Origin of the sequence: Yoonia rosea, from assembly GCF_900156505.1 — a bacterium.
Classification (GTDB): Bacteria; Pseudomonadota; Alphaproteobacteria; order Rhodobacterales; family Rhodobacteraceae; genus Yoonia; species Yoonia rosea.
In genome coordinates this window covers 393,912-416,753 of sequence record NZ_FTPR01000001.1, presented here as the reverse complement: position 1 = coordinate 416,753, position 22,842 = coordinate 393,912, and the positions used below count along the sequence as shown (strand labels likewise).

Genomic DNA, 22,842 nt, shown 5'->3' with positions numbered 1-22,842 from the left:
TACTGATCAGGCTGCAACCAGTGGCCTCCGCCTCAATCGCGTGGTCGCCACAGTCTGCCGCAGCGAATAGACCGCTTGTATATTTGCTGCAAACTCAGCGCTTTGGCAGTTGTCATCGCGTCTATCGATCCCGGCGAAGAATGTGCCGAACCTTGGCATGGACATGCAGCTGGGCCGTAAGTGTACCAGTGAAAGTTCTGTCTGATGAAAATGTTCCCACATACCTTCGCACCGGTTCCCCCCGTTCAAGAGCCCGTGCAACAAAAACAAACAAAGGCGATCCGCCCGCAGCACTGCGCCAAGGGCGATGTCCCGGTCAACCTCGATATCGAAAGACTGGTCGCGGTGATGCGCTCCGCCAGCGCCTGCCCAAAGGATGCGCAGCAATGCAGGCGCGAACTGATTCAGAAACTGCCCCCAGAAACAATCGACTGGAACACCGTGAACTGGGTTGCTTTGTGGCCCTTCACCACACGGCGTCATTGATCCCGCGCCAATGTTGGCTGCGCGAGCTAATGTTGCCCTGCCCGACCATGTCATCGATCTGGCGCATTGCTTCACACCCCCTTTACGCCCCCGCACCCAATCCCTATATGTTTGCTCAGGAATTGCGGGAACCAAGACCATGACAGACAGTAACGCTCAGCTTGAAGGTGCGCCAATGATTGCGCCATCAACGACCGATCACCCCCTTTACGAGGATGTCGTCAAGGCCTGCCAATCTGTGTATGACCCTGAAATTCCAGTCAACATCTATGACCTGGGTTTGATCTACACGATTGATATTAAGGAAGATAACGCTGTCAGTATCATCATGACCCTGACTGCCCCGGGTTGTCCTGTGGCTGGTGAAATGCCCGGATGGGTCGCCGATGCGGTCGAACCCCTGCCGGGGGTGAAACAGGTTGATGTGGAAATGACGTTCGAGCCGCAATGGGGCATGGACATGATGTCCGACGAAGCGCGCCTTGAACTTGGCTTCATGTAAACTCACGCCAGCCTGATCACATTCTTCGGCATTGGCACAGCCGCACCTTGAGTGCGCGGTTTATCTCACCTACATTGAATGCAAAGGAGCACTTCATGTTCGGCATTCCAGGCAAACAAGCGGTTACCATCACCGACAAGGCAGCGGCGCAAATCGCCAAGCTGATGGCGAAAGACGGCCATCAGGGCTTGCGCATCGGCGTGAAGAAAGGTGGCTGTGCGGGCATGGAATACACCATGGACTATGTCACCGAGGTTGATCCGATGGATGAGGTGGTTGAACAGGACGGCGCGCGCGTCATGATTGCGCCAATGGCGCAGATGTTCCTTTTCGGCACAGAGATTGATTACGAAGTCTCACTCCTCGAAGCGGGTTTCAAATTTCGCAATCCCAACGTTGTTGACGCATGCGGATGCGGCGAGTCGATCAAGTTTGACGAGAACCTTTCCGCGAGCTGATCACGCCCGCCCAATCCATTTTGCGCGTTCTGACACAAGCCACAGTTGTTGGCCCCTCTCCCGGGAAATGGCGTTGACATGTGATTTAACAGCAATGCTCCGGGTCCAATGCCGTGGCTGGCCTTGACGTAAGCAAGGAGGCCTGCAAGTTAGCTAAAAGCACTCTTGCATCACTGGAATAAGGACGCCGCCATGCCCCGTAAAATCGCCGCAGGCAACTGGAAGATGAACGGGATGCAGAGCACATTGATTGAGTTGGAAAAACTCGAAGACAAGCATGGCGACGCGGATATTGCGATCCTGATCTGCCCCCCCTTTACCCTGATCAGCGCCTGCGAGGACACGCCATTTGATATCGGCGGTCAGGATTGCCACACTGCGCAAGCGGGTGCACATACCGGCGATATCAGCGCTGAGATGCTGGCAGATGCGGGCGCCAGCTATGTACTGCTGGGGCACTCTGAACGCCGCACCGACCACGGTGAAACCGACGCGCTGGTCGCGGCAAAGTCGCAAGCGGCCTATGATGCAGGGTTGATTGCGGTGATCTGCATCGGAGAAACGCTTGATGAGCGTGAAAATGGCACAACGCTTGATGTGATTGACCGGCAGCTTGCAGGCTCAGTACCGGCAACAGCAGATGCACTGAATACAGTCATTGCCTACGAACCCGTCTGGGCGATCGGCACGGGAAAAGTCCCCACGACAGACCAAATCGCCGAAGTGCACGCCCATGTCCGCAAGCGCCTGCAAGACCGGTTTGCGGACGGTACTGAAATGTCACTGCTCTATGGCGGATCTGTCAAAGGCAGTAACGCTGCGGAAATCTTTGCGGTACCACATGTAAACGGCGCGCTTGTTGGCGGTGCCAGCCTGACCGCTGAGGCGTTCTCGCCTATTATTTCGGCGCTGGAAGACGCTTAGGGCGCCTCCTAGGCGATCAAATCACGCAGTGTACCGACGGCGGTTTTCATATCTTTCATCACCGCATCTGCGCCGACCACGTCGATGATGTCTGCGTGATGATCGAGTATGTTGCCTGCCACAATCACATGCGCCAGCGGTTGCGAGATACGCAAAGCCAGCACCAGACGCGTCAGCGCCTCAAGCATGCCGTCTGAATTGGCCACCAATACGATCGCTTTGTAACTGCGCCTTTCGGATTTCTCAATCAGCGTATCATGATCTAGCGCCACCATCATATCCACATCCCAGCCCTCACGGCGGAACACATCTGTGGCAATCTCGATCCCGATCGTATGGGTTTCACCGGGCACCAGCGCGAACATCGCAGGCCAGTCGTCCCTGTCGCCCAGAATACCGGGTGCAATGACGTGGCGCAGGCCACGGATGATCCGGTAAAGCTTGCCGCAGGCCAGCGTGACATCAATGAACGAAATGTCGTCATTGTCCCACATATCGCCCAAACGCCGCGCAGCACCGGCAACATACCCCAGATAGATCGCCTCGAGTTGTACCCCGTCGCGTCGCGCCGACAGAATAAAGTTATCGGCCGCATCATTATTCTTCGACAGCAATGCGCCGCATAGCTGCTCGATATCTGACTGCGTTGGCAGATCTTCTTTTTTCAACGCGTGTGGCATTCGAAAAGCAAGACGCCTCACAACTTCGCGCGCAAGGGCCGAGACGGCCTCTTCCGGCAGTTTCTCTTCGACTAACCGGAAATGCCGGTCAGCCTTGCGATACTCTGAGCGATCAAACGCGTTATCGTCCATAGGCGCGTTGGCCATGAACGTCCCTCCCATGTTGGCTACTGAATTCATAATGTCATCTGTTTCCGACGACTATTTGTATCCAACCGCATGCAGCTTAACATAGGAAAACTGGGCAACGAGCGCGTCAGAACGTCGCGGCGCAGGTGCAGCATTTTGTGTAAGGGTCGCGCAGTCGCTTGCAATCTACAGAGCGGTCGGACAAATGTTCTGCCATGCAGAAATTTCAAAAATCCCCCACCGATCCGGCCTTTGTTCAAGACCCATATCCGTTCTATGCGCAGGCCCGCGCTGCGGGTGATTTCATCTGGTGGGACGACTTTGAAATGGCCTGTGCCGTATCGCATAAAATGGTGCATGCGGTGCTGCGGGACAAACGGATGGGGCGCGAATGTCCACCGGAACTGGCCCCAGAAATCCCGTCACATCTCAGGCCGTTTTTCGACGTTGAGGCCCATTCGATGCTGGCCATTGAACCGCCACGCCATACCCGCCTGCGATCCCTTGTCCTGCGTGCATTTACGAGCAGGACAGTCGCCGCACTCGGCCCTGACATCCGCCAACTCTGCCATGAGTTGATTGACGCGTTTCCAGATCAACCCTTTGATTTACTGGCCCATTATGCGCAACCCGTACCGGTGGTCATCATCGCGCGCCTTCTTGGTGTACCCGAAGAACGTGCCGATGATTTGCTACGCTGGTCCAACGCCATGGTGGCAATGTACCAGGCCCGCCGCACCCCCGAAATCGAAGCGGCCGCTGTGGCCGCCACCAATGATTTTGTCGGCTTCATGCGCAGCTACATCCAGGTCCGCCGCAAGACACCTGGCGATGATTTGATCTCGACCCTGATTGCCGCCGAAGAGGACGGCGCACGTCTGAGCGAGGATGAGCTGATCAGCACATGCATCCTACTCTTGAACGCAGGGCACGAGGCGACAGTGCATACCTTGGGCAACGGCACCAAGACGCTGCTGGAACATGGCCTCCGCGAGATCAATGAAACCGTGGTCGAAGAAGTGATCCGCTACGATCCCCCCCTGCATCTATTCACGCGTTGGGTTTATGAAGATGTGACCTTGGGCGGCCAGTCCTTCAAGCGCGGTGATCAAATCGCCTGTCTGCTGGGCTCTGCAAACCGCGATTCGCAGGTCTATACGAATGCCGATTCTTTTGATCCGACCCGCAAAGGCCCGCAGAACACCAGTTTCGGGGGTGGCATCCACTTCTGCGTTGGCGCGCCACTGGCGCGCCTTGAGCTGCAAATCGCCCTCGAGGTGTTGTTTGAACGCTGCCCGGACCTGCGCCTGACCGAAGCTCCGGTCTATGGCGACGTTTATCACTTTCACGGGCTGGAACGGCTGATGGTCTCCACCAGCCGTTGAGATCAGAACCGCGTCAACGCCGTGGGCGTGATCCGGTAAATCTCTTCTGCAAGGTCATTATCGCCCATGAACCGCGCGATAGATCCGAAGGTCGCCGTACCGACCTGCGCACCATGATCGACCGTGGTCAGCGCCTGTGACGCAGCGGGGGCCAGAAGACGTTGCAATCCGTTGATCGGCACGGGCTGTGGTGCAAAATAGGCCGCGATATTGGCTTTGATTTGGGCGCGATCATCCGTGTCGTAAAGGGCTGCCATCACCACATCCAACGTATGCTCGGTGCAGTTCTGAAATTGCGATGTGTGCGGATTGGCCAGCACCGAATAATTGGCATTGTGCAGGGCGGCATAGGTCGGGCTGGCAATCACGGACAGCAGTTTGCGCTGCAGGCGCGGATCAGGGATGATCACGCCGGCATCAAGACTATGCGCACCAGCAAAGAAATCGGCCGGCGTATCCTGAACAAGGTCGCTCTGGGTCAAATCACCGTCGCGCTGGTACAGGTTATAAACACGGTACCCCTGCCCTGTTGAGCCGTCAGCGCGGGTGATCCGCGCATAAACCCAAAAGGCGACATGGGTATAGTTGATCCCGTCCGGCAGGACGGACGGATCACGCCCGACCCGCGAAACAATGGCCACATTGGCACCACGCGACGCGAGATCGCGCTGCACACGGTTGGCAAAAGCAGCCACTTCATCGGCAGGCAGAACGGGGTTACTGGCTGCACTGCTGCCTGCGAAGGACGGCGTGGTGAAGGCAGTTATCGCCAACACAAGAATAAAAAAAAGACGTTTCATCATGACCTCCCCTTAGTCCAACCGCGGCGGGCCATCAGCCGCTACACATGTTGCCGTTTGCGTGGTCTGGCAGGTGCCCAGTCCCGCCTCCAACACGTCGCTACCAACCGCCACGGAGGTGGTCCCAACGCTTTCAATCGCCGCGCCGGTTACGGATAGCGCGGCCCCTGTCGCGATGATCGGCACCGCAGAAACAGTCGCAGCACCCGATGCCACCGCCGCCGCGCCATGGCTGGCGGCTTGCGCGCTGTGGTTGGCTGACTGGGCCGTATGCTGGGCGCTAGGTGCGGCACAGGCCGCTGCCAAAGCAAGCGTTGCGAGGGCAACTGTGATCTTTATCGTTTGCATGGTGTCTCTCCAAATATGAACATTGTTCACATACCTAGAGAGCTGGAGTGGCGCCGTCAACACAATTATTGAACATTGTTCAATTTAAAGCGGCAGGGCCACGGTCGATTTGATCTCTTCCATCGACAAAAGTGCGGTCACATTATGGACTTTGACCTCGGAAATCAGGGCTTGATAAAACGTGTCATAAGCCCGCGCATTGCGCACGCGCACCTTTAAAATATAGTCAATATCACCGGCTAGACGGTGCGCCTCTTGCACCTCAGGCCGTGACTTGAGCGCCTTGAGAAACCGCCCCTGCCAGTCTGCGTCATGCTCGGAGGTGCGGATCAAGACGAAGAAACAAGCCTCGAATCCCAGTGCCTCAGCATCGAGCAAAACCGTGTGCTGGCCGATCACCCCTGCTTCGCGCAATTTGCGAATGCGATTCCACACAGGTGTCTTGGAAGACCCCACAGCCTTGGCAATATCGTCCAGAGATTGCGCCGCATCCGCCTGAAGCGCCGCTAAAATCTTCTTGTCTGTGGCGTCAATGCGTACTGACATTCTCAAATTCTCCTAAACACAGGACAGGCAGTCCAAATTCACAGCATGGCAGAACGTATGTCCTTAACTAGCAGCGTGGGGAGGCAAATAGCAGAACAATGTTCTATATTGAAGCTAAGAAATTTGAGGTTTGCCATGAAGCACTTTCCAATCTTCCTTGCCGTAGAGGGCCGCCGCATCGTTTTGTCGGGCGGTGGTGATGCCGCCATGGCCAAGCTGCGCTTGCTGATGAAGACCGAAGCGCATCTGACCGTGATCGCTGCAGAGATCGCACCCGATATCCGCAAATGGGCCGATCAGGGCAAGTTGCGGATCATTGAACGCGCGATGGAACCGGGTGACGCGCTCTGCGCTGCGCTGTTCTATGGCGCCAACGAGGATGACGCCGAAGACGCCCGCGTGGCCACGATTGCCCTTGCAGAGGGGGCTTTGGTCAATATCGTCGATAATCTTGCCGACAGCCAGTTTATCACGCCCGCGATTGTTGACCGTGATCCGGTGACAATCGCGATCGGGACAGAGGGTGCCGCCCCTGTTCTGGCGCGCGCAATCAAAGCCGATCTGGAAGCACGGCTACCCACATCGCTAGGTGTCCTTGCGCGGATCGGAAAAACCTTCCGCCATGCGGTTGATGTGCTGCCGATGGGCCGCAAGCGCCGTGATTTCTGGTCGGCCTTTTACTTTGGGACAGGCCCCAAGGCGCTGGCTGATGCGGGCGAACAGGCGGTTGTGCCCGCACTGGAAAGCCTTCTGGATAGCCACATCATGCAAGAGCGGAAATCCGGTTCTGTTGACCTTGTTGGTGCGGGCCCCGGTGATCCGGAACTTCTGACGCTGAAGGCCCGCAATGCGCTGGATAAGGCCGATGTGGTTATTCACGACCGGTTGGTAACGCCCGAGATTCTGGAACTTGCCCGCCGCGAAGCGATTATCATCGACGCAGGCAAAGAAGGCTTTGGCCGCGCGATGGCACAGTCCGATATCGACGCGCTGATCGTACAGCATGCGCTGGACGGCCATCATGTTGTGCGGCTTAAGGCAGGTGATCCCACGGTCTTTGGCCGTTTGGACGAAGAAATTGCCGCAATCGAGGCGCATGACATTCCCTACACCATCATCCCGGGCATCACAGCCGCATCTGCCGCTGTTGCCAACATCGGACAAAGCCTGACAAAACGCGGGCGTAATTCGGCGGTGCGCCTGATCACAGGGCATGACACCAAAGGCTATGCCGATCACGACTGGCGGGCGCTGGCTGCCCCCGGTGAAGTGGCCGCGATCTATATGGGCAAGAAATCAGCCCGCTTTATCCAGGGCCGTTTGCTCATGCATGGCGCCGATCCCGCAACGCCTGTGACAATCATCGAAAACGTCAGCCGCGCCGATCAACAGATCATCGCAACGACGCTGGCCGAGTTGGAACCCACCCTGACCCAAGCCAATTTGCAAGGCCCGGCCATCACCTTTCTCGGCCTTGCCCCCCGTGACGCCGCAGCACAAGCGATCAGCCAAAAGGAATTTGCATAATGGCCCGTAGTTTCACCCCCAAAGTGGTCACCGCCAACGCCCTGCTGGACGGCGATGCAGTCTGGTTGGCAGAGGACGACACATGGACCCGCGACATCCGCAAAGCCGAGCTGCTGACCGATGAAGCCCACGCCGATCTGCGCCTGCTTGAGGCGCAAGCGCGCAGGGATGAAATCGCGGGGGCCTATCTGGCCGATGCCAAAGCCACCGACGACGGCCCTGCGCCGACCCATTTCCGCGAAGAATTCCGCACACGCGGTCCTTCAAACTACGCCCACGGCAAGCAAGTGGAACTTTAATCATGTATACCTACACCGATTTTGACGAAGCCTTTGTGCGCACCCGCGTCGCCCAGTTCCGCGCGCAGGTTGAGCGCCGCATTGACGGGTCTTTGACCGAGGATGAATTCAAGCCATTGCGCCTGATGAACGGGCTTTATCTGCAATTGCATGCTTATATGCTGCGGGTCGCGGTGCCTTACGGCACGCTGAACCCGTCCCAGATGCGCCAGCTTGCCTACATCGCGGACCGTTGGGACAAGGGCTATGGCCACTTCACCACGCGCCAGAATATCCAGTACAACTGGCCAAAACTGCGCGACGTGCCGGATATGCTTGATGCGCTGGCCGATGTAGGCATGCATGCGATCCAGACCTCGGGCAACACAATCCGCAACGTCACCGCAGATCATTTCGCCGGTGCGGCCGCGGATGAAATCGAGGATCCGCGCGCCATTGCCGAATTGCTGCGCCAGTGGTCCACGGATCACCCTGAATTCCAGTTCCTGCCGCGCAAGTTCAAGATCGCCGTGACCGGTGCGGCGCATGACCGCGCAGTGACGAAAGCGCATGACATCGGTTTGCGCATGGTGCGCAATGACGCGGGCGAGCCTGGCTTTGAGGTTATCGTCGGAGGTGGTCTTGGCCGCACGCCGATGGTGGGCAAGGTGCTGCGGGCGTTCCTGCCTAAGGCCGATCTGCTGCCGTATTGCGAGGCGATCGTCAGCGTCTACAACCTGCTGGGCCGCCGCGACAACAAGTATAAAGCGCGGATCAAGATCACGGTGCACGAAAACGGGCTGGAAAAGATACAAGAACTGGTCGAAGCCCGCTTTGCCGATATCCGCGCTGATTTTACAGGCCACGACCAAGCCCTGCTGACCGAGATTGAGGCTGCCTTTGCACCACCCGCCTTTGTGACGAAATCCACAGACGGGTACGAGGCCGCACGCCTTGCGAACCCCGCCTTCCGGTCATGGAGCGACACGAACCTGTCCGCACACAAGGCAGACGGCTATGCCATCGTGTCGATCAGCATCAAGAAGCACGGTGCCACACCGGGCGATGCGACATCGGACCAGATGCGCGTGATGGCCGATCTGGCCGAGCAATACGGTCACGGTGAATTGCGCATCAGCCACGAGCAAAACGTCATCCTGCCGCATGTGCACAAGTCAGACCTGCCAGCGGTCTATGCAGCACTGCGTGAGGCGGATCTGGCCACGGCAAACATCGGCCTTGCGTCCGATATCATCGCTTGCCCCGGCATGGATTACTGCGCGCTGGCCACAGCCCGTTCGATCCCCATTGCGCAAGAGATCGCGACCCGTTTCGACGAACTGAAGATCGAGCACGAAATCGGCCAGTTGAAGATCAAAATCTCGGGCTGCATCAACGCTTGCGGGCACCACCATGTGGGCCACATCGGTATCCTTGGGCTCGACCGTGCGGGCGTGGAAAACTACCAGATCACGCTGGGCGGTGACGGGACCGAAACCACAACAATCGGTGAACGCGCCGGTCCCGGCTTTTCAGCTGACGAAATCGTGCCTGCCATTGAACGCCTTGTGACTGGCTATCTGTCACTACGCCAAGACGCGGATGAGACCTTCCTGCAGGCCTATCGCCGTCTGGGCATGGAGCCTTTCAAAGCCATCCTTTACCCACGAGAGGATAAAGCAAATGCCGCTTAAAGAACTCGTTGAACGCCGCAATATCCTGCATCGCAAGAGTGATGCGCAAACTGTGCTGCGCCATGCGCTGGATGATGTGGAACTTGGCAAAATCGCACTCGTGTCCTCCTTCGGGGCCGAGAGTGTTGTGCTCTTGCACATGCTGTCCGAGATCGACAAGGACGCACCTGTCATTTTCCTCGATACCGAAATGCTGTTCGCGGAAACGCTGGCCTATCAGAAAGAAGTCGCAGAACATCTGGGCCTGCGCGATGTGCGCGTGATTACACCAAACCGCAACGCGGTTCTGACCGAGGATGTGGACGGGCTTTTGCATCAGGCCGACAAAGACGCCTGCTGTGATTTGCGCAAGACGCGGCCCTTGGCTGAGGCGCTTGAGGGTTTTGACGGCTGGATCACGGGCCGCAAACAGTTTCAAGGCGGCAGCCGTGCGACGCTCCCGCTGTTTGAAAAGGACGGCCGCAAGATCAAGATCAACCCGCTTGTCCAGTGGAGTTCTGCCGACCTGAACGCTTACATTACGGATCACAACCTGCCGCGCCATCCGCTGGTGGCCAAAGGCTATCCTTCCATCGGATGTTTGCCCTGCACCACCCGCGTGAGTGACCATGAAGACCCGCGCGCAGGCCGCTGGCGTGGTAGCGACAAAACCGAATGCGGGATTCATTTTGAAAACGGCAAAGCCGTACGACAAGGACAGGCAGCATGAGCGTGATTGTAACAGACCGCGGGTTTACCACGGATGATTTCACCGCCGGCTTTGTCGGCTTGGGTGAAAAAGCCGCAAATGATTGCGGTTATGGCATCGACTTGCCGTCCGACACGTCACCGGACGCCTTGGCCAATCTGACACAGGCCAAGATGATCCGGATTGACTTCCCCTCCTCGGCAGACGGGCGTGGCTTTACGCTTGCCGCGCTGTTGCGGCGGGCGGGCTATCAGGGACGGTTGCGCGCCAAGGGCCATGTGCTGGCCGATCAATACGCGATGGCGCGCCGGTCCGGTTTTGACGAGGTCGAGATTGATGACGCCCTCGCCGCGCGCCAGCCCGAAGACCAATGGCTTTACCGTGCAGATTGGCAAAAGCACCACTATCAGGCCCGTTTGCGCGGCTAATCGGCAAAGAATAGACCCGCACCCCTTTCCCTGATCCAGATCAACGACTAAACCGGAGGGCGGCCCTATCAGGGCTGCCATGAATGATATGACCGAGCAAAAACCAGTGACTTTAGATACCGCCAAAGCCGCGCCCACCCTGCCCGATGCGCAGACCGTGACTGAAGTGAAACACTACACGGACCGTCTGTTTTCCTTTCGGGTGACGCGGCCTGCATCCTTGCGGTTCCGGTCGGGCGAGTTTGTGATGATCGGCCTGATGGGCGACCCTGATCCGAAAACCGGCAAGCAAAAGCCGCTGCTGCGCGCCTATTCCATCGCGTCGCCCTCTTGGGATGAAGAGTTGGAGTTCTATTCGATCAAGGTGCAAGACGGCCCGCTGACATCCCGCCTGCAACATATCCAGCCCGGTGATGAACTGATCCTGCGCCCCAAACCTGTGGGCACGCTGGTGCATGACGCTCTTTTGCCCGGCAAGCGGATCTGGTTCTTTGCCACGGGCACCGGTTTCGCGCCATTCGCGTCATTGCTGCGCGAACCGCAGACGTACGAAGATTATGACGAGGTGATCATCACCCACACATGCCGTGAAGTCGGTGAATTGACCTACGGCCGCGACCTGATCGAAGCGCTCAAAACCGATGAGCTGTTGAACGAAGTCATCGGCGAAGGGTTCTGGGAAAAGATCAAATACTACCCCACAACCACGCGCGAAGAGAGCCCCAAGATGGGCCGGATCACTGACCTGATGCGCTCGGGCGAGGCCTTTGCCGATCTGGGCGTGCCGCCGCTGTCGCCTGAAACTGACCGCGCGATGATCTGCGGCAACCTTGCCTTTAATCTTGAACTGAAAGAAATGTTCGAGGACTACGGGCTGGTTGAAGGGGCAAATTCCAATCCCCAGCATTATGTCGTGGAAAAAGCTTTCCTCGACTAAGTCATTGCAAGTAAAATAAAAAAGGCCGCGTGAGTGATCACGCGGCCTTTTTTGTTTCAAGCTGTGGCGCTTTACATGCCAAGCGCTTCGCGGATGCTTTCAAGCACAGGCTGCAGCAATTCCGGCTGGTTCCGTGCGCCTTCCAGCGACGTCGTCAACACTGTCTTCTGCATCTGTGACAGCTCGGAGTTCTGCACGATCTCGAGAACGCTATCAAAGTCGAAGCCTTCAACCGTCAGCACTTCACCATCCTCGGACAGCATGGCGTCCGGTGTGGCGTCAGCTTCTGCCGGGGCTGCGTCCTCGGTCATGGCATCAACGGCTTCTTCGGTTGCAGCTTCTGCGGCACCCTCGGTCGCTTCAACGGCTTCTTCGGTTGTACCACTCAGCGCGTTGACGGCATCAGTTGCTGCGTCCGTTGCGCTATCCAGCGCGTCTTGAACAGCATCCGCTGCCTGATCGCCCGCAGCAGTTGCGGAATCGATGGCGGCTTGTGCTGCAGCTGCGGCCTCTTCAGCGGCAGCCTGCGCTGCAGCTTCGAGCGCGGCAGCTTGTTCAGCGGCAAGTGCTTCTGCTTCGGCAGCGGCTTGCTCGGCCGCTTCTTGTGCGGCAGCGGCTTCGGCTGCTGCTGCAGCTTCAGCTGCAGCGGCTTGCTCGGCTGCCAATGCCGCTGCTGCCGCAGCTTCAGCCTCGGCGACGGCTTGCGCTTCTGCAGCGGCGCGTTCTGCTTCTTGTGTGGCCCCTGTCAAGACACCAACGGCCTCACCCGGGGTCCGGCCTTCGGCTGCATACTGGTATCCAAAAAAACCAACGACCGCCAAAACGACGAGAATAATGATCGCACGCATAGGTCATCTCCTTCCAAATCAAGATATTTGGCCCCCACTGGGCCTTGCTATGCGGTATGTCAGATGGGCAACGAATACGAAAGTGCAATTGCGGGGGAAAAATCGGCGGAAAACCGCATCTTTTCCGGGTTGAAGGTAACCAGCGAGAGGTTTAGTTTGCCGCTTACCTTTTTGGAACAACGCAAGGATAAAGACCATAGGACGCAGACCTCATAACGCACCACCACAACGCGAAACCGGCCCACGTATCAACGAGCGGATCAGATCGGATGAAATCCGTCTGATCGGGGCGGACGGCGAAAATGTGGGCGTTGTTACTCCCGCACGTGCAATGGAAATGGCCGACGAAGCTGGCCTGGACTTGGTGGAAATCTCACCAAACGCCAACCCGCCGGTTTGCAAGATCATGGACTACGGCAAGTTCAAATACGAGACTCAGAAGAAAGAGGCTGAGGCACGTAAGAAACAGAAGATCATCGAGATCAAGGAAGTCAAATTCCGTCCCAACACGGACATCAACGACTACCAGGTGAAAATGCGCAACGTTTTCAAGTTTCTTGAAAACGGCGACAAAGTGAAAATCACGCTGCGGTTCCGTGGTCGCGAAATGGCACACCAGGAATTGGGCCGTCAATTGTTGGAGCGTGTTGCCGAAGACACCAAGGAAACCGGCAAGGTCGAGAACTTCCCGAAAATGGAAGGCCGTCAGATGGTTATGCTGATCGGACCACTGACGAAGTAAAGCTGAAACGTTTTGAATGAAAAAAGCCCCCGCAATCGCGGGGGCTTTTTGGTTCAGGCCGCAGCGGTGACCGCCCGCCCTGTCATAACTTTGATCAGATGCGCGCGATACTCGGGCGAGCCGTGCAAATCAGCAATCATCTCATCAGCGGACACAGTCAGCCCATCAAGCGCTGCTGCCGAGAAATCTGCCGAAAGTGCCGCTTCTGCCTCATGCCAGCGGAAAACGCCGTTCTCAGACGCGCCTGTCACAGCCACGCGAACGCCATCTGCGAATTTCGCCACAAACACACCCACCAAGGCAAAACGCGATGCGGGCTGCACGAATTTCTGGTAGTGCGATTTTTGCGGCACCGGAAAGCGCACTTCGGTAATCACTTCGCCTTCTTCAAGGGCGGTCTCGAACATCCCCTGAAAATAGTCATCCGCCGCAATCTCGCGCGCGTTGGTGATGATTGTAGCACCAGATCCCAAGGCCGCCGCAGGATAGCAAGCCGACGGGTCATTGTTGGCAAGCGATCCGCCGATGGTGCCACGGTTGCGCACCGCAGGATCACCGATATTGGCGGCCAGCCCCGCCAACCCCGGATAATGCGCTGCCGCCTCTTTGGCGACAGTCGCATGGTTGGTCGCGCCCCCGATGCAAACCGCACCGTCATCGGCCAAACACACGCCTTTCATCTCGCCAATGCCCGTCAGACTGACCAAGGCCGAGGGCATCGCCAGGCGCTGCTTCAGCGTGGGGATCAATGTCTGCCCCCCGCCCAGCGCCTGCGCGTCTTCTTCTTTCAGTGCCTTGACCGCATCTGCAATCGTGGAAGGCCGTTCGATATCAAAAGCATACATGAGCGTTTTCCCCTATGCGTTGTTCATGGCAGCCCAAACGCGCGCAGGCGTCAAAGGCATATCGATATGGGTCACGTTCTTGCCGCCCGATTGCAGCGCATCAATCACCGCATTCACGACCGTCGGCGGCGATCCGATGGCACCGCCTTCGCCACAGCCTTTGGCCCCCAACGGGTTGTGCGTGCAAGGCGTGCCACCGTCATGACTGACGGCTATAAAGGGCAGATCATCGGCGCGCGGCATCACGTAATCCATATAGCTTGCCGACAACAGCTGGCCGTTTTCGTCATAGGTCGTGTTTTCCAGCAGGGCCTGTCCAATCCCCTGAACAACACCACCATGCACCTGTCCGCTGACGATCATCGGATTCATGACGTTGCCGAAATCATCACAGGCGGTAAATGCTTCAATCGTGACTTTGCCGGTTTCCGGATCAACCTCCACCTCACAGGCGTAGGCGCCTGATGGATAGGTAAAGTTGGCCGGATCATAGAAGGCGGTTTCCTCCAATCCCGGTTCAATATCCTCAAGGGGATAGTTGTGCGGGATATAGGCCTTGAGCGCGACCTCACCAAAGCTGACGGATTTGTCCGTTCCTTTGACGGTGAACTGCCCTTCGGCGAAATCCACATCATCGGCAGAAGCTTCCAGCATATGCGCTGCGATCTTCTTGGCCTTGGCGATGATTTTTTCGGTCGCACGGACCATGGCCGATCCGCAAACCGCGAGGCTGCGTGAGCCGTAAGTGCCCATCCCGAAGGGAATTTTCGAGGTGTCACCATGCACGATATCGACCGCTGCAGGATCAATCCCCAGCATATCCGCCACGATCTGCGGGAACACCGTTTCATGGCCCTGCCCATGACTATGCGCGCCCACCATAACACTGAGGTTGCCTGTCGCGTTCACGCGCACGGTCGCTGCATCATACAGGCCCACACGGGACCCAAGCACGCCGACGAGGTTTGAGGGCGCAATGCCGCAGGCTTCGACATAGGCATTGATGCCCAGACCGCGCAGCTTGCCTTTCGCTTCACTGGCCTTGCGGCGTTCCGCAAAGGCCTTGCGATCTACAATTGCCTCCATCTTGTCCATCAGCGCATCATAGTCGCCGCTGTCGTACTCCAGTCCGGCGGCGCTGGTGAAAGGAAACTGGTCGCGCTTGATAAAGTTCTTGCGCCGCAGTTCCACCGGATCCATCCCCAGTTCGCGGGCTGCCATGTCGATGACACGTTCAATCGAATAGGTCGCCTCTGGCCGCCCAGCGCCGCGATAGGCGTCAACGGGGGCTGTGTTCGTGAACACAGTTTTCACATTCACGTAGACGTTTGGCACGGTGTAGTTGCCCGCCATCAATGTCCCATGCAGGAATGTCGGCGTTGCGGTCGAGAAGTTCGACAGATAGGCCCCCACGTTCGCCAGCGTTTCACTGCGAAAAGCGATAAAGGTACCATCCTTTTCGCAGGCCAGCTCAATCTTGGTCACGTGGTCACGCCCATGCGCATCGCTCAGGAAGCTTTCAGTGCGATCGGCCACCCATTTCACAGGCCGTCCAACCTTTTTCGAGGCCGCCAGTACAAGCGCCTCTTCACCGTAGTGGTAGATTTTCGAGCCGAAACCGCCACCCACATCAGGGGCAATGACGGTCAGCTTGTTTTCGGGAATACCCAATACAAATGCCGAGATCAGCAGCCGCGTCAGGTGCGGGTTCTGCGAAGTCGTTTGCAGCAGATAGGAATCGCCAGCCGCATCATAGGTCCCGATCGAGGCCCGTGGCTCCATCGCGTTGGGCACCAGACGGTTGTTCACAAGCTCCAGCGTGGTCACATGCGGTGCGTTCTTGATCGCCTCATCGGTGGCGGCACGGTTGTCCTCGATCCAGCCCCAGTCGAAACACTGGTTGGTGCCGATCTCGTCATGGACGAAGTTATCACTCGCCAAGGCGTCAGCCATGTTGATGATCGCAGGCAGCTCCTCGATATCGGCAATGATCTCCTCGGCGGCATCGCGCGCCTGCTGTTCGGTCTCGGCAATCACGGCGGCATAGGCGTCCCCCACGTGGCGCACCTTGCCATGGGCCAGCACAGGACGCTTGGGCTCTTTCATCGGCTCGCCGTCGCGGCTGTTGATCAGCCAGCCTGCAGGGTTGCCCCCAACATCGACGAAATCCGCGCCGGTAAAGACCGCCAGCACACCGGGCATGCTCTCTGCCGCGGATGTATCAATGGATTTAATGACACCATTGGCCACGGTCGAGCGGACGAAAATCGCCGCCGCCTGCCCGAAGACATTGATGTCTGCGGTGTATTTTCCCTTCCCAGTCAGAAAGCGCACGTCCTCGCGGCGCGTTGTGCTGGCACCTATTCCACCATCTTTTGGCATTCTCATTCCTCCCTGTCGGGACCGCAATTTTTCATCGAAAAATTGGCCCCAAATTTTCCTCGAAAATTTGCTTACTCGGCGGCGATGGCAGATACATCCTGACCGGATGCTGCCATGATCGCTTTGACGATGTTGTGGTATCCGGTGCAGCGGCAGATGTTGCCTTCCAGATATTCACGGACTTCACGTTCCGTGGGTGTCGGGTTCTCTTTCAGCAGTGCCGCCGCAGACATCACCATTCCGGGCGTGCAGAAACCACATTGCAATCCATGGTGATCCTGAAACGCCTGCTGGATCACATTCAGCGATCCGTCTGCATTCGCCTGCCCTTCGATGGTCGCCACCTCGGCTCCATCCGCTTCGACCGCGAACATCGTACAGGCTTTCACCGCCTCGCCGTTGACATGGATCACACAGGCCCCGCACTGAGATGTGTCACACCCCACGTGCGTACCTGTCAGTCGCAGGTCGTTGCGCAGGAAATCCGACATCAACGTGCGGCCCTCCACTTCACCCGACACGGATTTTCCGTTCACGGTCATAGTTACCGACGCCATTGTTTCCTCCCAAAAACTTATGTGCTTTGGGACGAGTTAAACACGCCAAACGAGACTTGAGAACACCCTACTTCCGCTGCACCTGCACAGTAGCGGCGATTTGCACCTAGAGAATGGCACGCGGTTTGGGGCGGGACGGGATTTCTTTGAGCAATCCACCGACGCCCATCTTTGCAAATTCGTCAGGTGTGGGGCTGCGACCGCAGATCACCCGCTCCAGTACCCAATCCGCCCCGTTCAAGGCCGGCGAACGCGCGCATCCAGGCAAGCCTACAACGGGTTTTTCCCCATGGTTTCCGAGGAATAACAGGTTCCCCGGATCAACAGGCATCCCGAATTGCGTGACCTTGCCACCCGCCTGCCGCAACGCCGCCGGCCCCACATCGTTCACGTCCGATGTCGCCGAGGCGGTGAGGATGAACACCACCTCACCTTCCGCCCCCATGATGGCTTCCGCCAAGGGCGTTTGCGCATGCGGCACAATCACGCGGGGGGTCAGCGTGACGCCCAATCGTGACAAACGTGACGCCAGCGCGCGTCGCCCTTTGATTGCAGGCGGTTTACCAATGTCGGTTTCAATCAAACTTGCCGTCGTCACGCGGGGTGGCAAGAGGGTCAATGCCCCGTTCCCAACAGCGCAGGCGGTGGTGATATCATCGGCAGGAACAGCATAGGAAATAATCTTGATGGTCGCGACCATCATTCCCTCTTCGACCCGCTGCAGTGGTGGCAGTGTGGCGACCGTGATCATGGGATTGACGGCATTGCAGGCATCAATCCGCGCCGCGTCGATCTGCACAATCCCAGGTCCCGTTGCAAAAAGGTTCACACGCCCCGTCGCGGCCTTGCTGATCTGCAACCCCGGGCCTGCAATCGTTGCGGCAAGTTGGGCTGCAGCGGTGTTCTCGTCCAGATCACGAAGATCGTAGCGCGCCACGATGATCTGCTGATGTCCGGCCGCCAGCAACGCGGCGATATCCGCATCAGAAAGAACCTGCCCTTTGCGAAGCGCCCCCGTCTTCACCGGCACGGAATGCGCCAGCACGGTACCCGCCGCCTCTTGCGTTGGGATAGGTCCGAATTTCACGATTTTTTCCGCAAGGCCTGCGTGACCTCTGCCATGATGCTCACCGCAATTTCGGCAGGCTGTCGCCCCCCCAGATCAAGCCCGACCGGCGCATGGATGCGCCCGATCTCTTCATCGGTGAACCCCACCTCTTTCAGACGCGTGACCCTTTTTGCGTGGGTGCGCGTCGATCCAAGGCAGCCCAGATAGAAAGCCTCTGACTCGAGCACCGTCACAATCGCGGGATCGTCCAGCTTTGGATCATGGGTGAGCGTTACTACCGCCGTGCGGGCATCAATCCTGAGCGCGCGCAGGGCCTCGTCGGGCCAGTCATCAAGGATCGTTTCGTCCGGAAACCGTGCCTGTGACCCAAAGGCCGGACGCGGATCAATCAGGACCGGCCGGTACCCGCAAGCCCGCGCCATAGGCACCAGGTGCTGGGCAATATGCACAGCCCCGACAATGACCATACGCAAAGGCGGGTTATGCACGGCCACGAAGGTGCGCCCGTCCTCTTCAATCCCTGACGTATCGGTCCGCTGCCGGTCCGGATAAGTCCACGCCGCCTGCAATCGTGGGCGGCTTGCGATGATATCGGTGACATAGACGACAGCACTGGCCTCCGCGCGGGCATCGGCCAACCGTTCAAGAATATCAACCGGCATCACAGGGCCCACGGGTTCAATCAGAACCTTGATCTCGCCGCCACAGGCCAAACCGACAGCAAAAGCCTCATCATCGCTCACGCCAAAGCTCAGCAAGCGCTGTTCGCCGTCCGCGATGGCATCAATCGCCTCGGTGATGACGGCCCCTTCGACGCAGCCCCCTGATACAGACCCCTCCATTGCGCCATCGGCATCAATCACCAGTTGGCTGCCCACCGGGCGCGGCGCGGACCCCCAGGTCTGCACCACTGTCGCAATCGCCACACCACGGCCTGCGCGGTACCATTCAAGCGCCAGTTTCGGCAGGTCATTGATGTCATCTGTCATGGTACCCATACCCTCGTTCACATGTCGCCAGCTTTATCACAGCTCAACACTCCCCGCATCACAATCGCGCCAAAAGGCGCGCTTTTTCGCCACTATCATCAGGACGTGACAACGCCTCTGCCAAGCCTGCCAGCGACGCGATATTGTGGCCTGCGCGAAAACTCGAACAATGCGGCAGCATCTGCATGATCCCTTTGGCCTTGGGCGCAAACCCGTCCCAGCGCAGCAATGGGTTTAACCAGATCAACTGGCGCGAGGACAGCCGCAGACGCTCCATTTCGCGGCCCAGATCGTGGCCCGCGTCACGATCAAGCCCGTCGGTGATCAACAGTACAACCGCACCCTGCCCGACCACACGGCGCGACCAGTCGCGGTTGAAGTCATGCAAACAGGCCCCGATCCGTGTGCCACCTTGCCAATCCTGCGCCTCGGCCCCAGCAGCGGCAAGTGCCGCGTCCACATCACGCCTGCGCAAGTGGCGGGTGATGTTTGTCAGCCGTGTGCCAAAGGTAAATGCGTGGACCTGCGCCCACCCCTGCCCCTGCCGGTTCGACACCGCATGGACGAACTGCAAAACGGCACGCGAGTATTGCGACATCGAGCCGGATATATCGCAAAGCACAACAAGGTTCGGATATCGCAGCTTGCGCCGTTTCGTTGCAAAATCGGTGACTTCCCCGCCTTTGCGCATGGCCTGTCGCATCGTGCCCTGCCAGTCGGGTAACGTCCCCGGAAGCCGCGCAGTCCTGCGGCTGAGGACCGGCGGCACAGGCAAGGAGAGCTTTGCCAGAACCGCCTTTGCCGCGTTCATTTCCGCGTTGCTCATCAGTTCGAAATCCAGTGTCCGCAGCCGTTCTTCAGCCGATGCGGTTTGCGTCGCATCAATGTCAATTTCGATCTCATCATCGGTGTCGGATTGCGGCGGCAGCGGGCGGTCTTCCCCGTCAAGCAGCGCCTCTGCCGCGCGTTTCTCTGCGGGGGCGGCTGCGCGTTCCTCCTGTGTGCCGCGCACCATCGGGCGCAGGAAAGACATCATGTGTTCAAGATACTCGGGATCCCGCCAATAAAGCCGGAATAGCTGGGTAAAGATCAGATGTTCCTCAGGTTTGCTGACAAAACACGCATGCAACGTCCAAAAGAAATCCTGCTTTTGCGAGAACCCCACTGCACTGACCGCATCGATCGCATCAATCACCCGCCCCGTACCAATCGAAAGCCCCGCGCGGCGCAGCGCACGCGCGAAATGCGTGATGTTCTGCGCCAGTTTGGGATCATCCGGCAGGGTCAGTGTGGGGTATTGGACCATCAGGCCTTTTCCAGATCTGCCTTGGCGGCATCAAGGATACGTTTGGCCTCGGACCCCTGTAGCCTCTGGATATCGTCCTGATACTTCAGGATCGCCCCCAATGTATCGGCAATGGTGGCAGGTGACAGGTCAATCACATCCAGAGCCAGCAAACATTTGGCCCAGTCTATCGTTTCCGCAACGCCGGGCTTCTTGAACAGATCCTCTTCGCGCAACCGCTGCACGAAGGCCACAATTTCGCGCGACAGGGACTCGGAGGCCTCGGGTGCGCGGGCATGGAGAATTTCGATTTCACGGTCAAAATCGGGGTAATCGACCCAGTGATACAGACACCGCCTCTTCAGCGCATCATGCACTTCGCGGGTCCGGTTCGAGGTCAGGATCACGATTGGCGGTTCCGGCGCAGTGACCGTGCCGAGTTCAGGGATTGTGACCTGAAAATCGCTGAGCGCCTCAAGCAAAAAGGCCTCGAAAGGGGCATCTGTCCGGTCGATTTCATCAATCAAAAGCACAGGCGCGCCGCCGGGTTGCGGGCGCATGGCCTGTAAAAGCGGCCGTTCAATCAGATAGTCTTCGGTGAAAAGTTCCGATTTCAACATATCGCGGTCTGTTCCCCCCGAGGCTTCTGCGGTGCGGATCGCGATCATCTGTTCGGCAAAGTTCCACTCGTAAACCGCCGAAGACGCATCCAACCCCTCATAGCATTGCAGACGGATCAAACGGCGGCCCAAAGCCTGCGCAATCACCTTGGCGATCTCGGTTTTGCCTGTGCCCGCCTCGCCTTCAAGAAACAATGGACGGCCCAGCTTGAGGCTCAAAAACACCACCGTCGCCAGAGCCCGCCCGCAAACATAGTTTTCTGCGGCCAGTGCGGCCTGCACCTCGTCAATATTTGCAAATGCCATTCCATGATCCTCCCGCGCCTTAGAACTGCATCCCCACACCGCCGCGTCAAGCCGTCCATTGCCCCCGCTGTGCAGACGTCCTACTCTGCGCGGAACAAGTTGGGAGCAAGAACAATGAACGATTCCACGCCAATCAAAGCCACAGGTTTCGGTCCTGACCTTGGACCATTCGACTGGGCCGATCCGCTACGTCTTGAGGAACAATTGACCGAGGACGAGCGCATGTTGCGCGATGCGGCCAATGAGTTTGCGCAAAATACGCTGCAACCGCGTGTCACCGCCGCCTATCGCGATGCGACCGTTGATCCGGACATCTTTGCAGAGATGGGCGGCGCGGGCTTGCTCGGCCTGACGATCCCCGAAGAATACGGCGGTCTGGGTGCGGGCTATGTCACCTATGGTTTGGTCGCGCGCGAGGTTGAGCGTGTGGACAGCGGTTATCGGTCGATGATGTCGGTGCAATCCTCTTTGGTAATGTATCCGATCCACGCATACGGCAGCGAAGAACAGCGCCAGAAATACCTGCCCGGACTTGCCGCAGGCACGCTGATCGGCTGTTTCGGTCTGACCGAGCCTGATGCAGGCAGCGATCCGGCAGGCATGAAGACCACCGCCAAAAAGACCGCTGATGGCTATGTGATCAGCGGGTCAAAGATGTGGATCAGCAACGCACCGATCGCGGATGTGTTCGTGGTCTGGGCCAAATCCGAGGCACATGGCGGTAAGATTCGTGGTTTTGTGCTCGAAAAAGGGATGAAGGGTCTGTCTGCCCCGAAAATTGGCGGTAAGCTCAGCCTGCGCGCTTCTGTGACAGGTGAAATCGTCATGGATAACGTCGCCGTGGGTGAAGAAGCGCTGCTGCCGGGCGTCCAAGGACTGAAAGGGCCGTTCGGCTGTCTGAACCGCGCACGCTATGGCATTGCCTGGGGCGTGATGGGCGCAGCCGAGGCATGTTGGCATGCTGCCCGCCAATACGGGCTCGACCGCAAGCAATTCGGCAAGCCATTGGCACAGACCCAGCTTTTCCAAAAGAAGCTGGCCGATATGCAGACCGAGATCACGCTTGGCCTGCAATCTGCCCTGCAACTGGGCCGTCTGATGGAAGCGGGCAAAGCTGCGCCAGAGATGATTAGCATGATGAAGCGTAACAACTGCGGCAAGGCGCTGGATGTCGCCCGGGCCTCGCGGGACATGCATGGCGGAAATGGAATCAGTGAAGATTTCCAAATCATGCGTCATATGGTGAACCTCGAAACGGTAAATACTTACGAGGGCACGCATGATGTGCACGCATTGATCCTTGGCCGTGCACAAACGGGTCTGCAGGCCTTCTTTTAGGCCAGTAGCGCAACATTAAACCTGTCTTTGTTGCTTATTTTACTGCCCAAT

25 protein-coding genes are annotated in these 22,842 nt (G+C 58.0%); 13 read left to right on the top strand and 12 right to left on the bottom strand.

The window, feature by feature from the left end; translation table 11 throughout:
- The first annotated feature begins 204 nt into the window (after positions 1-204).
- The 4 genes from B0B09_RS02035 (at position 205) to tpiA (ending at position 2,370) form a co-directional block, all read left to right on the top strand.
- A complete protein-coding gene (locus B0B09_RS02035) occupies positions 205-486 on the top strand; it encodes a hypothetical protein (RefSeq protein WP_076658159.1) in 282 nt (93 codons plus the stop codon).
- A gap of 139 nt (positions 487-625) precedes the next feature.
- Positions 626-988, top strand: a complete 363-nt coding sequence (locus tag B0B09_RS02030) for an SUF system Fe-S cluster assembly protein (RefSeq protein ID WP_055292489.1) — start codon at positions 626-628, stop codon at positions 986-988.
- Positions 989-1,083: 95 nt separating this feature from the next.
- Positions 1,084-1,446, top strand: a complete 363-nt coding sequence (locus tag B0B09_RS02025; RefSeq protein ID WP_055292483.1) for a HesB/IscA family protein — start codon at positions 1,084-1,086, stop codon at positions 1,444-1,446.
- Between the two features lie 192 nt (positions 1,447-1,638).
- Entirely contained in the window at positions 1,639-2,370 is a 732-nt protein-coding gene (tpiA, locus tag B0B09_RS02020) for a triose-phosphate isomerase (protein ID WP_076658158.1), read from the top strand.
- Between the two features lie 8 nt (positions 2,371-2,378).
- Here tpiA and B0B09_RS02015 read toward each other — a convergent pair whose 3' ends face one another.
- Entirely contained in the window at positions 2,379-3,197 is an 819-nt protein-coding gene (locus tag B0B09_RS02015; RefSeq protein WP_076658157.1) for a cobalamin B12-binding domain-containing protein, read from the bottom strand.
- Positions 3,198-3,394: 197 nt separating this feature from the next.
- Here B0B09_RS02015 and B0B09_RS02010 point away from each other — a divergent pair, with 197 nt between their 5' ends.
- A complete protein-coding gene (locus tag B0B09_RS02010; protein WP_076658156.1) occupies positions 3,395-4,564 on the top strand; it encodes a cytochrome P450 in 1,170 nt (389 codons plus the stop codon).
- A gap of 2 nt (positions 4,565-4,566) precedes the next feature.
- Here the strand turns inward: B0B09_RS02010 and B0B09_RS02005 are convergent, their stop codons facing one another.
- The 3 genes from B0B09_RS02005 to B0B09_RS01995 all read right to left on the bottom strand — a co-directional run bounded on the left by B0B09_RS02005 (position 4,567) and on the right by B0B09_RS01995 (position 6,258).
- A complete protein-coding gene (locus B0B09_RS02005) occupies positions 4,567-5,364 on the bottom strand; it encodes a DUF2145 domain-containing protein (RefSeq protein WP_076659736.1) in 798 nt (265 codons plus the stop codon).
- Positions 5,365-5,376: 12 nt separating this feature from the next.
- The gene (locus B0B09_RS02000; protein ID WP_076658155.1) at positions 5,377-5,712 is read right to left on the bottom strand and encodes a hypothetical protein; all 336 of its coding nucleotides are present in this window, start codon (positions 5,710-5,712) and stop codon (positions 5,377-5,379) included.
- A gap of 84 nt (positions 5,713-5,796) precedes the next feature.
- The gene (locus tag B0B09_RS01995) at positions 5,797-6,258 is read right to left on the bottom strand and encodes an Lrp/AsnC family transcriptional regulator (RefSeq protein WP_076658154.1); all 462 of its coding nucleotides are present in this window, start codon (positions 6,256-6,258) and stop codon (positions 5,797-5,799) included.
- Positions 6,259-6,393: 135 nt separating this feature from the next.
- On the opposite strand from B0B09_RS01995, the gene cysG reads away from it, so the two are divergent.
- The 6 genes from cysG (at position 6,394) to B0B09_RS01965 (ending at position 11,810) form a co-directional block, all read left to right on the top strand.
- Complete coding sequence (gene cysG / locus B0B09_RS01990) at positions 6,394-7,785, top strand: siroheme synthase CysG (protein WP_076658153.1); 1,392 nt, start codon at positions 6,394-6,396, stop codon at positions 7,783-7,785.
- Positions 7,785-8,084 (top strand): DUF2849 domain-containing protein, encoded by a 300-nt coding sequence (locus B0B09_RS01985; RefSeq protein WP_055292470.1) that lies wholly within the window; start codon positions 7,785-7,787, stop codon positions 8,082-8,084. Before cysG ends, B0B09_RS01985 begins: the two co-directional genes overlap by 1 nt.
- 2 nt (positions 8,085-8,086) lie before the next feature.
- On the top strand, positions 8,087-9,757 hold the full coding sequence (locus B0B09_RS01980) for a nitrite/sulfite reductase (protein ID WP_076658152.1): 1,671 nt from the start codon (positions 8,087-8,089) through the stop codon (positions 9,755-9,757).
- Positions 9,747-10,466: a phosphoadenylyl-sulfate reductase gene (locus tag B0B09_RS01975; protein WP_076658151.1), complete on the top strand. Its 720-nt coding sequence runs from the start codon at positions 9,747-9,749 to the stop codon at positions 10,464-10,466. The genes B0B09_RS01980 and B0B09_RS01975 overlap by 11 nt, the downstream gene beginning before the upstream one ends.
- Positions 10,463-10,873, top strand: coding sequence for a DUF934 domain-containing protein (locus tag B0B09_RS01970; protein WP_076658150.1), 411 nt, complete (start codon positions 10,463-10,465; stop codon positions 10,871-10,873). The genes B0B09_RS01975 and B0B09_RS01970 overlap by 4 nt, the downstream gene beginning before the upstream one ends.
- 88 nt (positions 10,874-10,961) lie before the next feature.
- The gene (locus tag B0B09_RS01965; RefSeq protein WP_375342218.1) at positions 10,962-11,810 is read left to right on the top strand and encodes a ferredoxin--NADP reductase; all 849 of its coding nucleotides are present in this window, start codon (positions 10,962-10,964) and stop codon (positions 11,808-11,810) included.
- 71 nt (positions 11,811-11,881) lie between these two features.
- On the opposite strand, the gene B0B09_RS01960 is transcribed toward B0B09_RS01965, so the two are convergent.
- Entirely contained in the window at positions 11,882-12,658 is a 777-nt protein-coding gene (locus B0B09_RS01960) for a hypothetical protein (protein WP_076658148.1), read from the bottom strand.
- Positions 12,659-12,845: 187 nt separating this feature from the next.
- Here B0B09_RS01960 and infC point away from each other — a divergent pair, with 187 nt between their 5' ends.
- Positions 12,846-13,400: a translation initiation factor IF-3 gene (gene infC / locus B0B09_RS01955; protein WP_311135457.1), complete on the top strand. Its 555-nt coding sequence runs from the start codon at positions 12,846-12,848 to the stop codon at positions 13,398-13,400.
- A gap of 53 nt (positions 13,401-13,453) precedes the next feature.
- Here the strand turns inward: infC and B0B09_RS01950 are convergent, their stop codons facing one another.
- From B0B09_RS01950 to B0B09_RS01920, 7 genes are all read right to left on the bottom strand, one after another.
- Complete coding sequence (locus B0B09_RS01950) at positions 13,454-14,245, bottom strand: FAD binding domain-containing protein (protein ID WP_076658146.1); 792 nt, start codon at positions 14,243-14,245, stop codon at positions 13,454-13,456.
- A 12-nt stretch (positions 14,246-14,257) separates the two neighbouring features.
- Positions 14,258-16,627, bottom strand: coding sequence for a xanthine dehydrogenase family protein molybdopterin-binding subunit (locus tag B0B09_RS01945; RefSeq protein ID WP_076658145.1), 2,370 nt, complete (start codon positions 16,625-16,627; stop codon positions 14,258-14,260).
- 71 nt (positions 16,628-16,698) lie between these two features.
- A complete protein-coding gene (locus B0B09_RS01940) occupies positions 16,699-17,184 on the bottom strand; it encodes a (2Fe-2S)-binding protein (protein WP_055292455.1) in 486 nt (161 codons plus the stop codon).
- A gap of 106 nt (positions 17,185-17,290) precedes the next feature.
- Positions 17,291-18,271, bottom strand: a complete 981-nt coding sequence (locus B0B09_RS01935) for a molybdopterin-binding protein (RefSeq protein WP_076658144.1) — start codon at positions 18,269-18,271, stop codon at positions 17,291-17,293.
- Positions 18,268-19,242, bottom strand: a complete 975-nt coding sequence (locus tag B0B09_RS01930) for an XdhC family protein (protein WP_076659735.1) — start codon at positions 19,240-19,242, stop codon at positions 18,268-18,270. The genes B0B09_RS01935 and B0B09_RS01930 overlap by 4 nt, the downstream gene beginning before the upstream one ends.
- Before the next feature lie 58 nt (positions 19,243-19,300).
- A complete protein-coding gene (locus tag B0B09_RS01925) occupies positions 19,301-20,548 on the bottom strand; it encodes a vWA domain-containing protein (RefSeq protein WP_076658143.1) in 1,248 nt (415 codons plus the stop codon).
- Positions 20,548-21,453, bottom strand: a complete 906-nt coding sequence (locus tag B0B09_RS01920; RefSeq protein ID WP_076658142.1) for an AAA family ATPase — start codon at positions 21,451-21,453, stop codon at positions 20,548-20,550. The genes B0B09_RS01925 and B0B09_RS01920 overlap by 1 nt, the downstream gene beginning before the upstream one ends.
- A gap of 114 nt (positions 21,454-21,567) precedes the next feature.
- Here B0B09_RS01920 and B0B09_RS01915 point away from each other — a divergent pair, with 114 nt between their 5' ends.
- Entirely contained in the window at positions 21,568-22,791 is a 1,224-nt protein-coding gene (locus B0B09_RS01915; RefSeq protein ID WP_076658141.1) for an acyl-CoA dehydrogenase, read from the top strand.
- The last annotated feature ends 51 nt before the right edge of the window (positions 22,792-22,842 follow it).

Bases quoted from the DNA above. Each gene is read 5' to 3' on its own strand.
- B0B09_RS02035 (WP_076658159.1), top strand. From the start codon at position 205: ATGAAAATGTTCCCACATACCTTCGCACCGGTTCCCCCCGTTCAAGAG.
- B0B09_RS02030 (WP_055292489.1), top strand. From the start codon at position 626: ATGACAGACAGTAACGCTCAGCTTGAAGGTGCGCCAATGATTGCGCCA.
- B0B09_RS02025 (WP_055292483.1), top strand. From the start codon at position 1,084: ATGTTCGGCATTCCAGGCAAACAAGCGGTTACCATCACCGACAAGGCA.
- tpiA (WP_076658158.1), top strand. From the start codon at position 1,639: ATGCCCCGTAAAATCGCCGCAGGCAACTGGAAGATGAACGGGATGCAG.
- B0B09_RS02015 (WP_076658157.1), bottom strand. From the start codon at position 3,197: ATGGCCAACGCGCCTATGGACGATAACGCGTTTGATCGCTCAGAGTAT.
- B0B09_RS02010 (WP_076658156.1), top strand. From the start codon at position 3,395: ATGCAGAAATTTCAAAAATCCCCCACCGATCCGGCCTTTGTTCAAGAC.
- B0B09_RS02005 (WP_076659736.1), bottom strand. From the start codon at position 5,364: ATGAAACGTCTTTTTTTTATTCTTGTGTTGGCGATAACTGCCTTCACC.
- B0B09_RS02000 (WP_076658155.1), bottom strand. From the start codon at position 5,712: ATGCAAACGATAAAGATCACAGTTGCCCTCGCAACGCTTGCTTTGGCA.
- B0B09_RS01995 (WP_076658154.1), bottom strand. From the start codon at position 6,258: ATGTCAGTACGCATTGACGCCACAGACAAGAAGATTTTAGCGGCGCTT.
- cysG (WP_076658153.1), top strand. From the start codon at position 6,394: ATGAAGCACTTTCCAATCTTCCTTGCCGTAGAGGGCCGCCGCATCGTT.
- B0B09_RS01985 (WP_055292470.1), top strand. From the start codon at position 7,785: ATGGCCCGTAGTTTCACCCCCAAAGTGGTCACCGCCAACGCCCTGCTG.
- B0B09_RS01980 (WP_076658152.1), top strand. From the start codon at position 8,087: ATGTATACCTACACCGATTTTGACGAAGCCTTTGTGCGCACCCGCGTC.
- B0B09_RS01975 (WP_076658151.1), top strand. From the start codon at position 9,747: ATGCCGCTTAAAGAACTCGTTGAACGCCGCAATATCCTGCATCGCAAG.
- B0B09_RS01970 (WP_076658150.1), top strand. From the start codon at position 10,463: ATGAGCGTGATTGTAACAGACCGCGGGTTTACCACGGATGATTTCACC.
- B0B09_RS01965 (WP_375342218.1), top strand. From the start codon at position 10,962: ATGACCGAGCAAAAACCAGTGACTTTAGATACCGCCAAAGCCGCGCCC.
- B0B09_RS01960 (WP_076658148.1), bottom strand. From the start codon at position 12,658: ATGCGTGCGATCATTATTCTCGTCGTTTTGGCGGTCGTTGGTTTTTTT.
- B0B09_RS01950 (WP_076658146.1), bottom strand. From the start codon at position 14,245: ATGTATGCTTTTGATATCGAACGGCCTTCCACGATTGCAGATGCGGTC.
- B0B09_RS01945 (WP_076658145.1), bottom strand. From the start codon at position 16,627: ATGCCAAAAGATGGTGGAATAGGTGCCAGCACAACGCGCCGCGAGGAC.
- B0B09_RS01940 (WP_055292455.1), bottom strand. From the start codon at position 17,184: ATGGCGTCGGTAACTATGACCGTGAACGGAAAATCCGTGTCGGGTGAA.
- B0B09_RS01930 (WP_076659735.1), bottom strand. From the start codon at position 19,242: ATGACAGATGACATCAATGACCTGCCGAAACTGGCGCTTGAATGGTAC.
- B0B09_RS01925 (WP_076658143.1), bottom strand. From the start codon at position 20,548: ATGGTCCAATACCCCACACTGACCCTGCCGGATGATCCCAAACTGGCG.
- B0B09_RS01920 (WP_076658142.1), bottom strand. From the start codon at position 21,453: ATGGCATTTGCAAATATTGACGAGGTGCAGGCCGCACTGGCCGCAGAA.
- B0B09_RS01915 (WP_076658141.1), top strand. From the start codon at position 21,568: ATGAACGATTCCACGCCAATCAAAGCCACAGGTTTCGGTCCTGACCTT.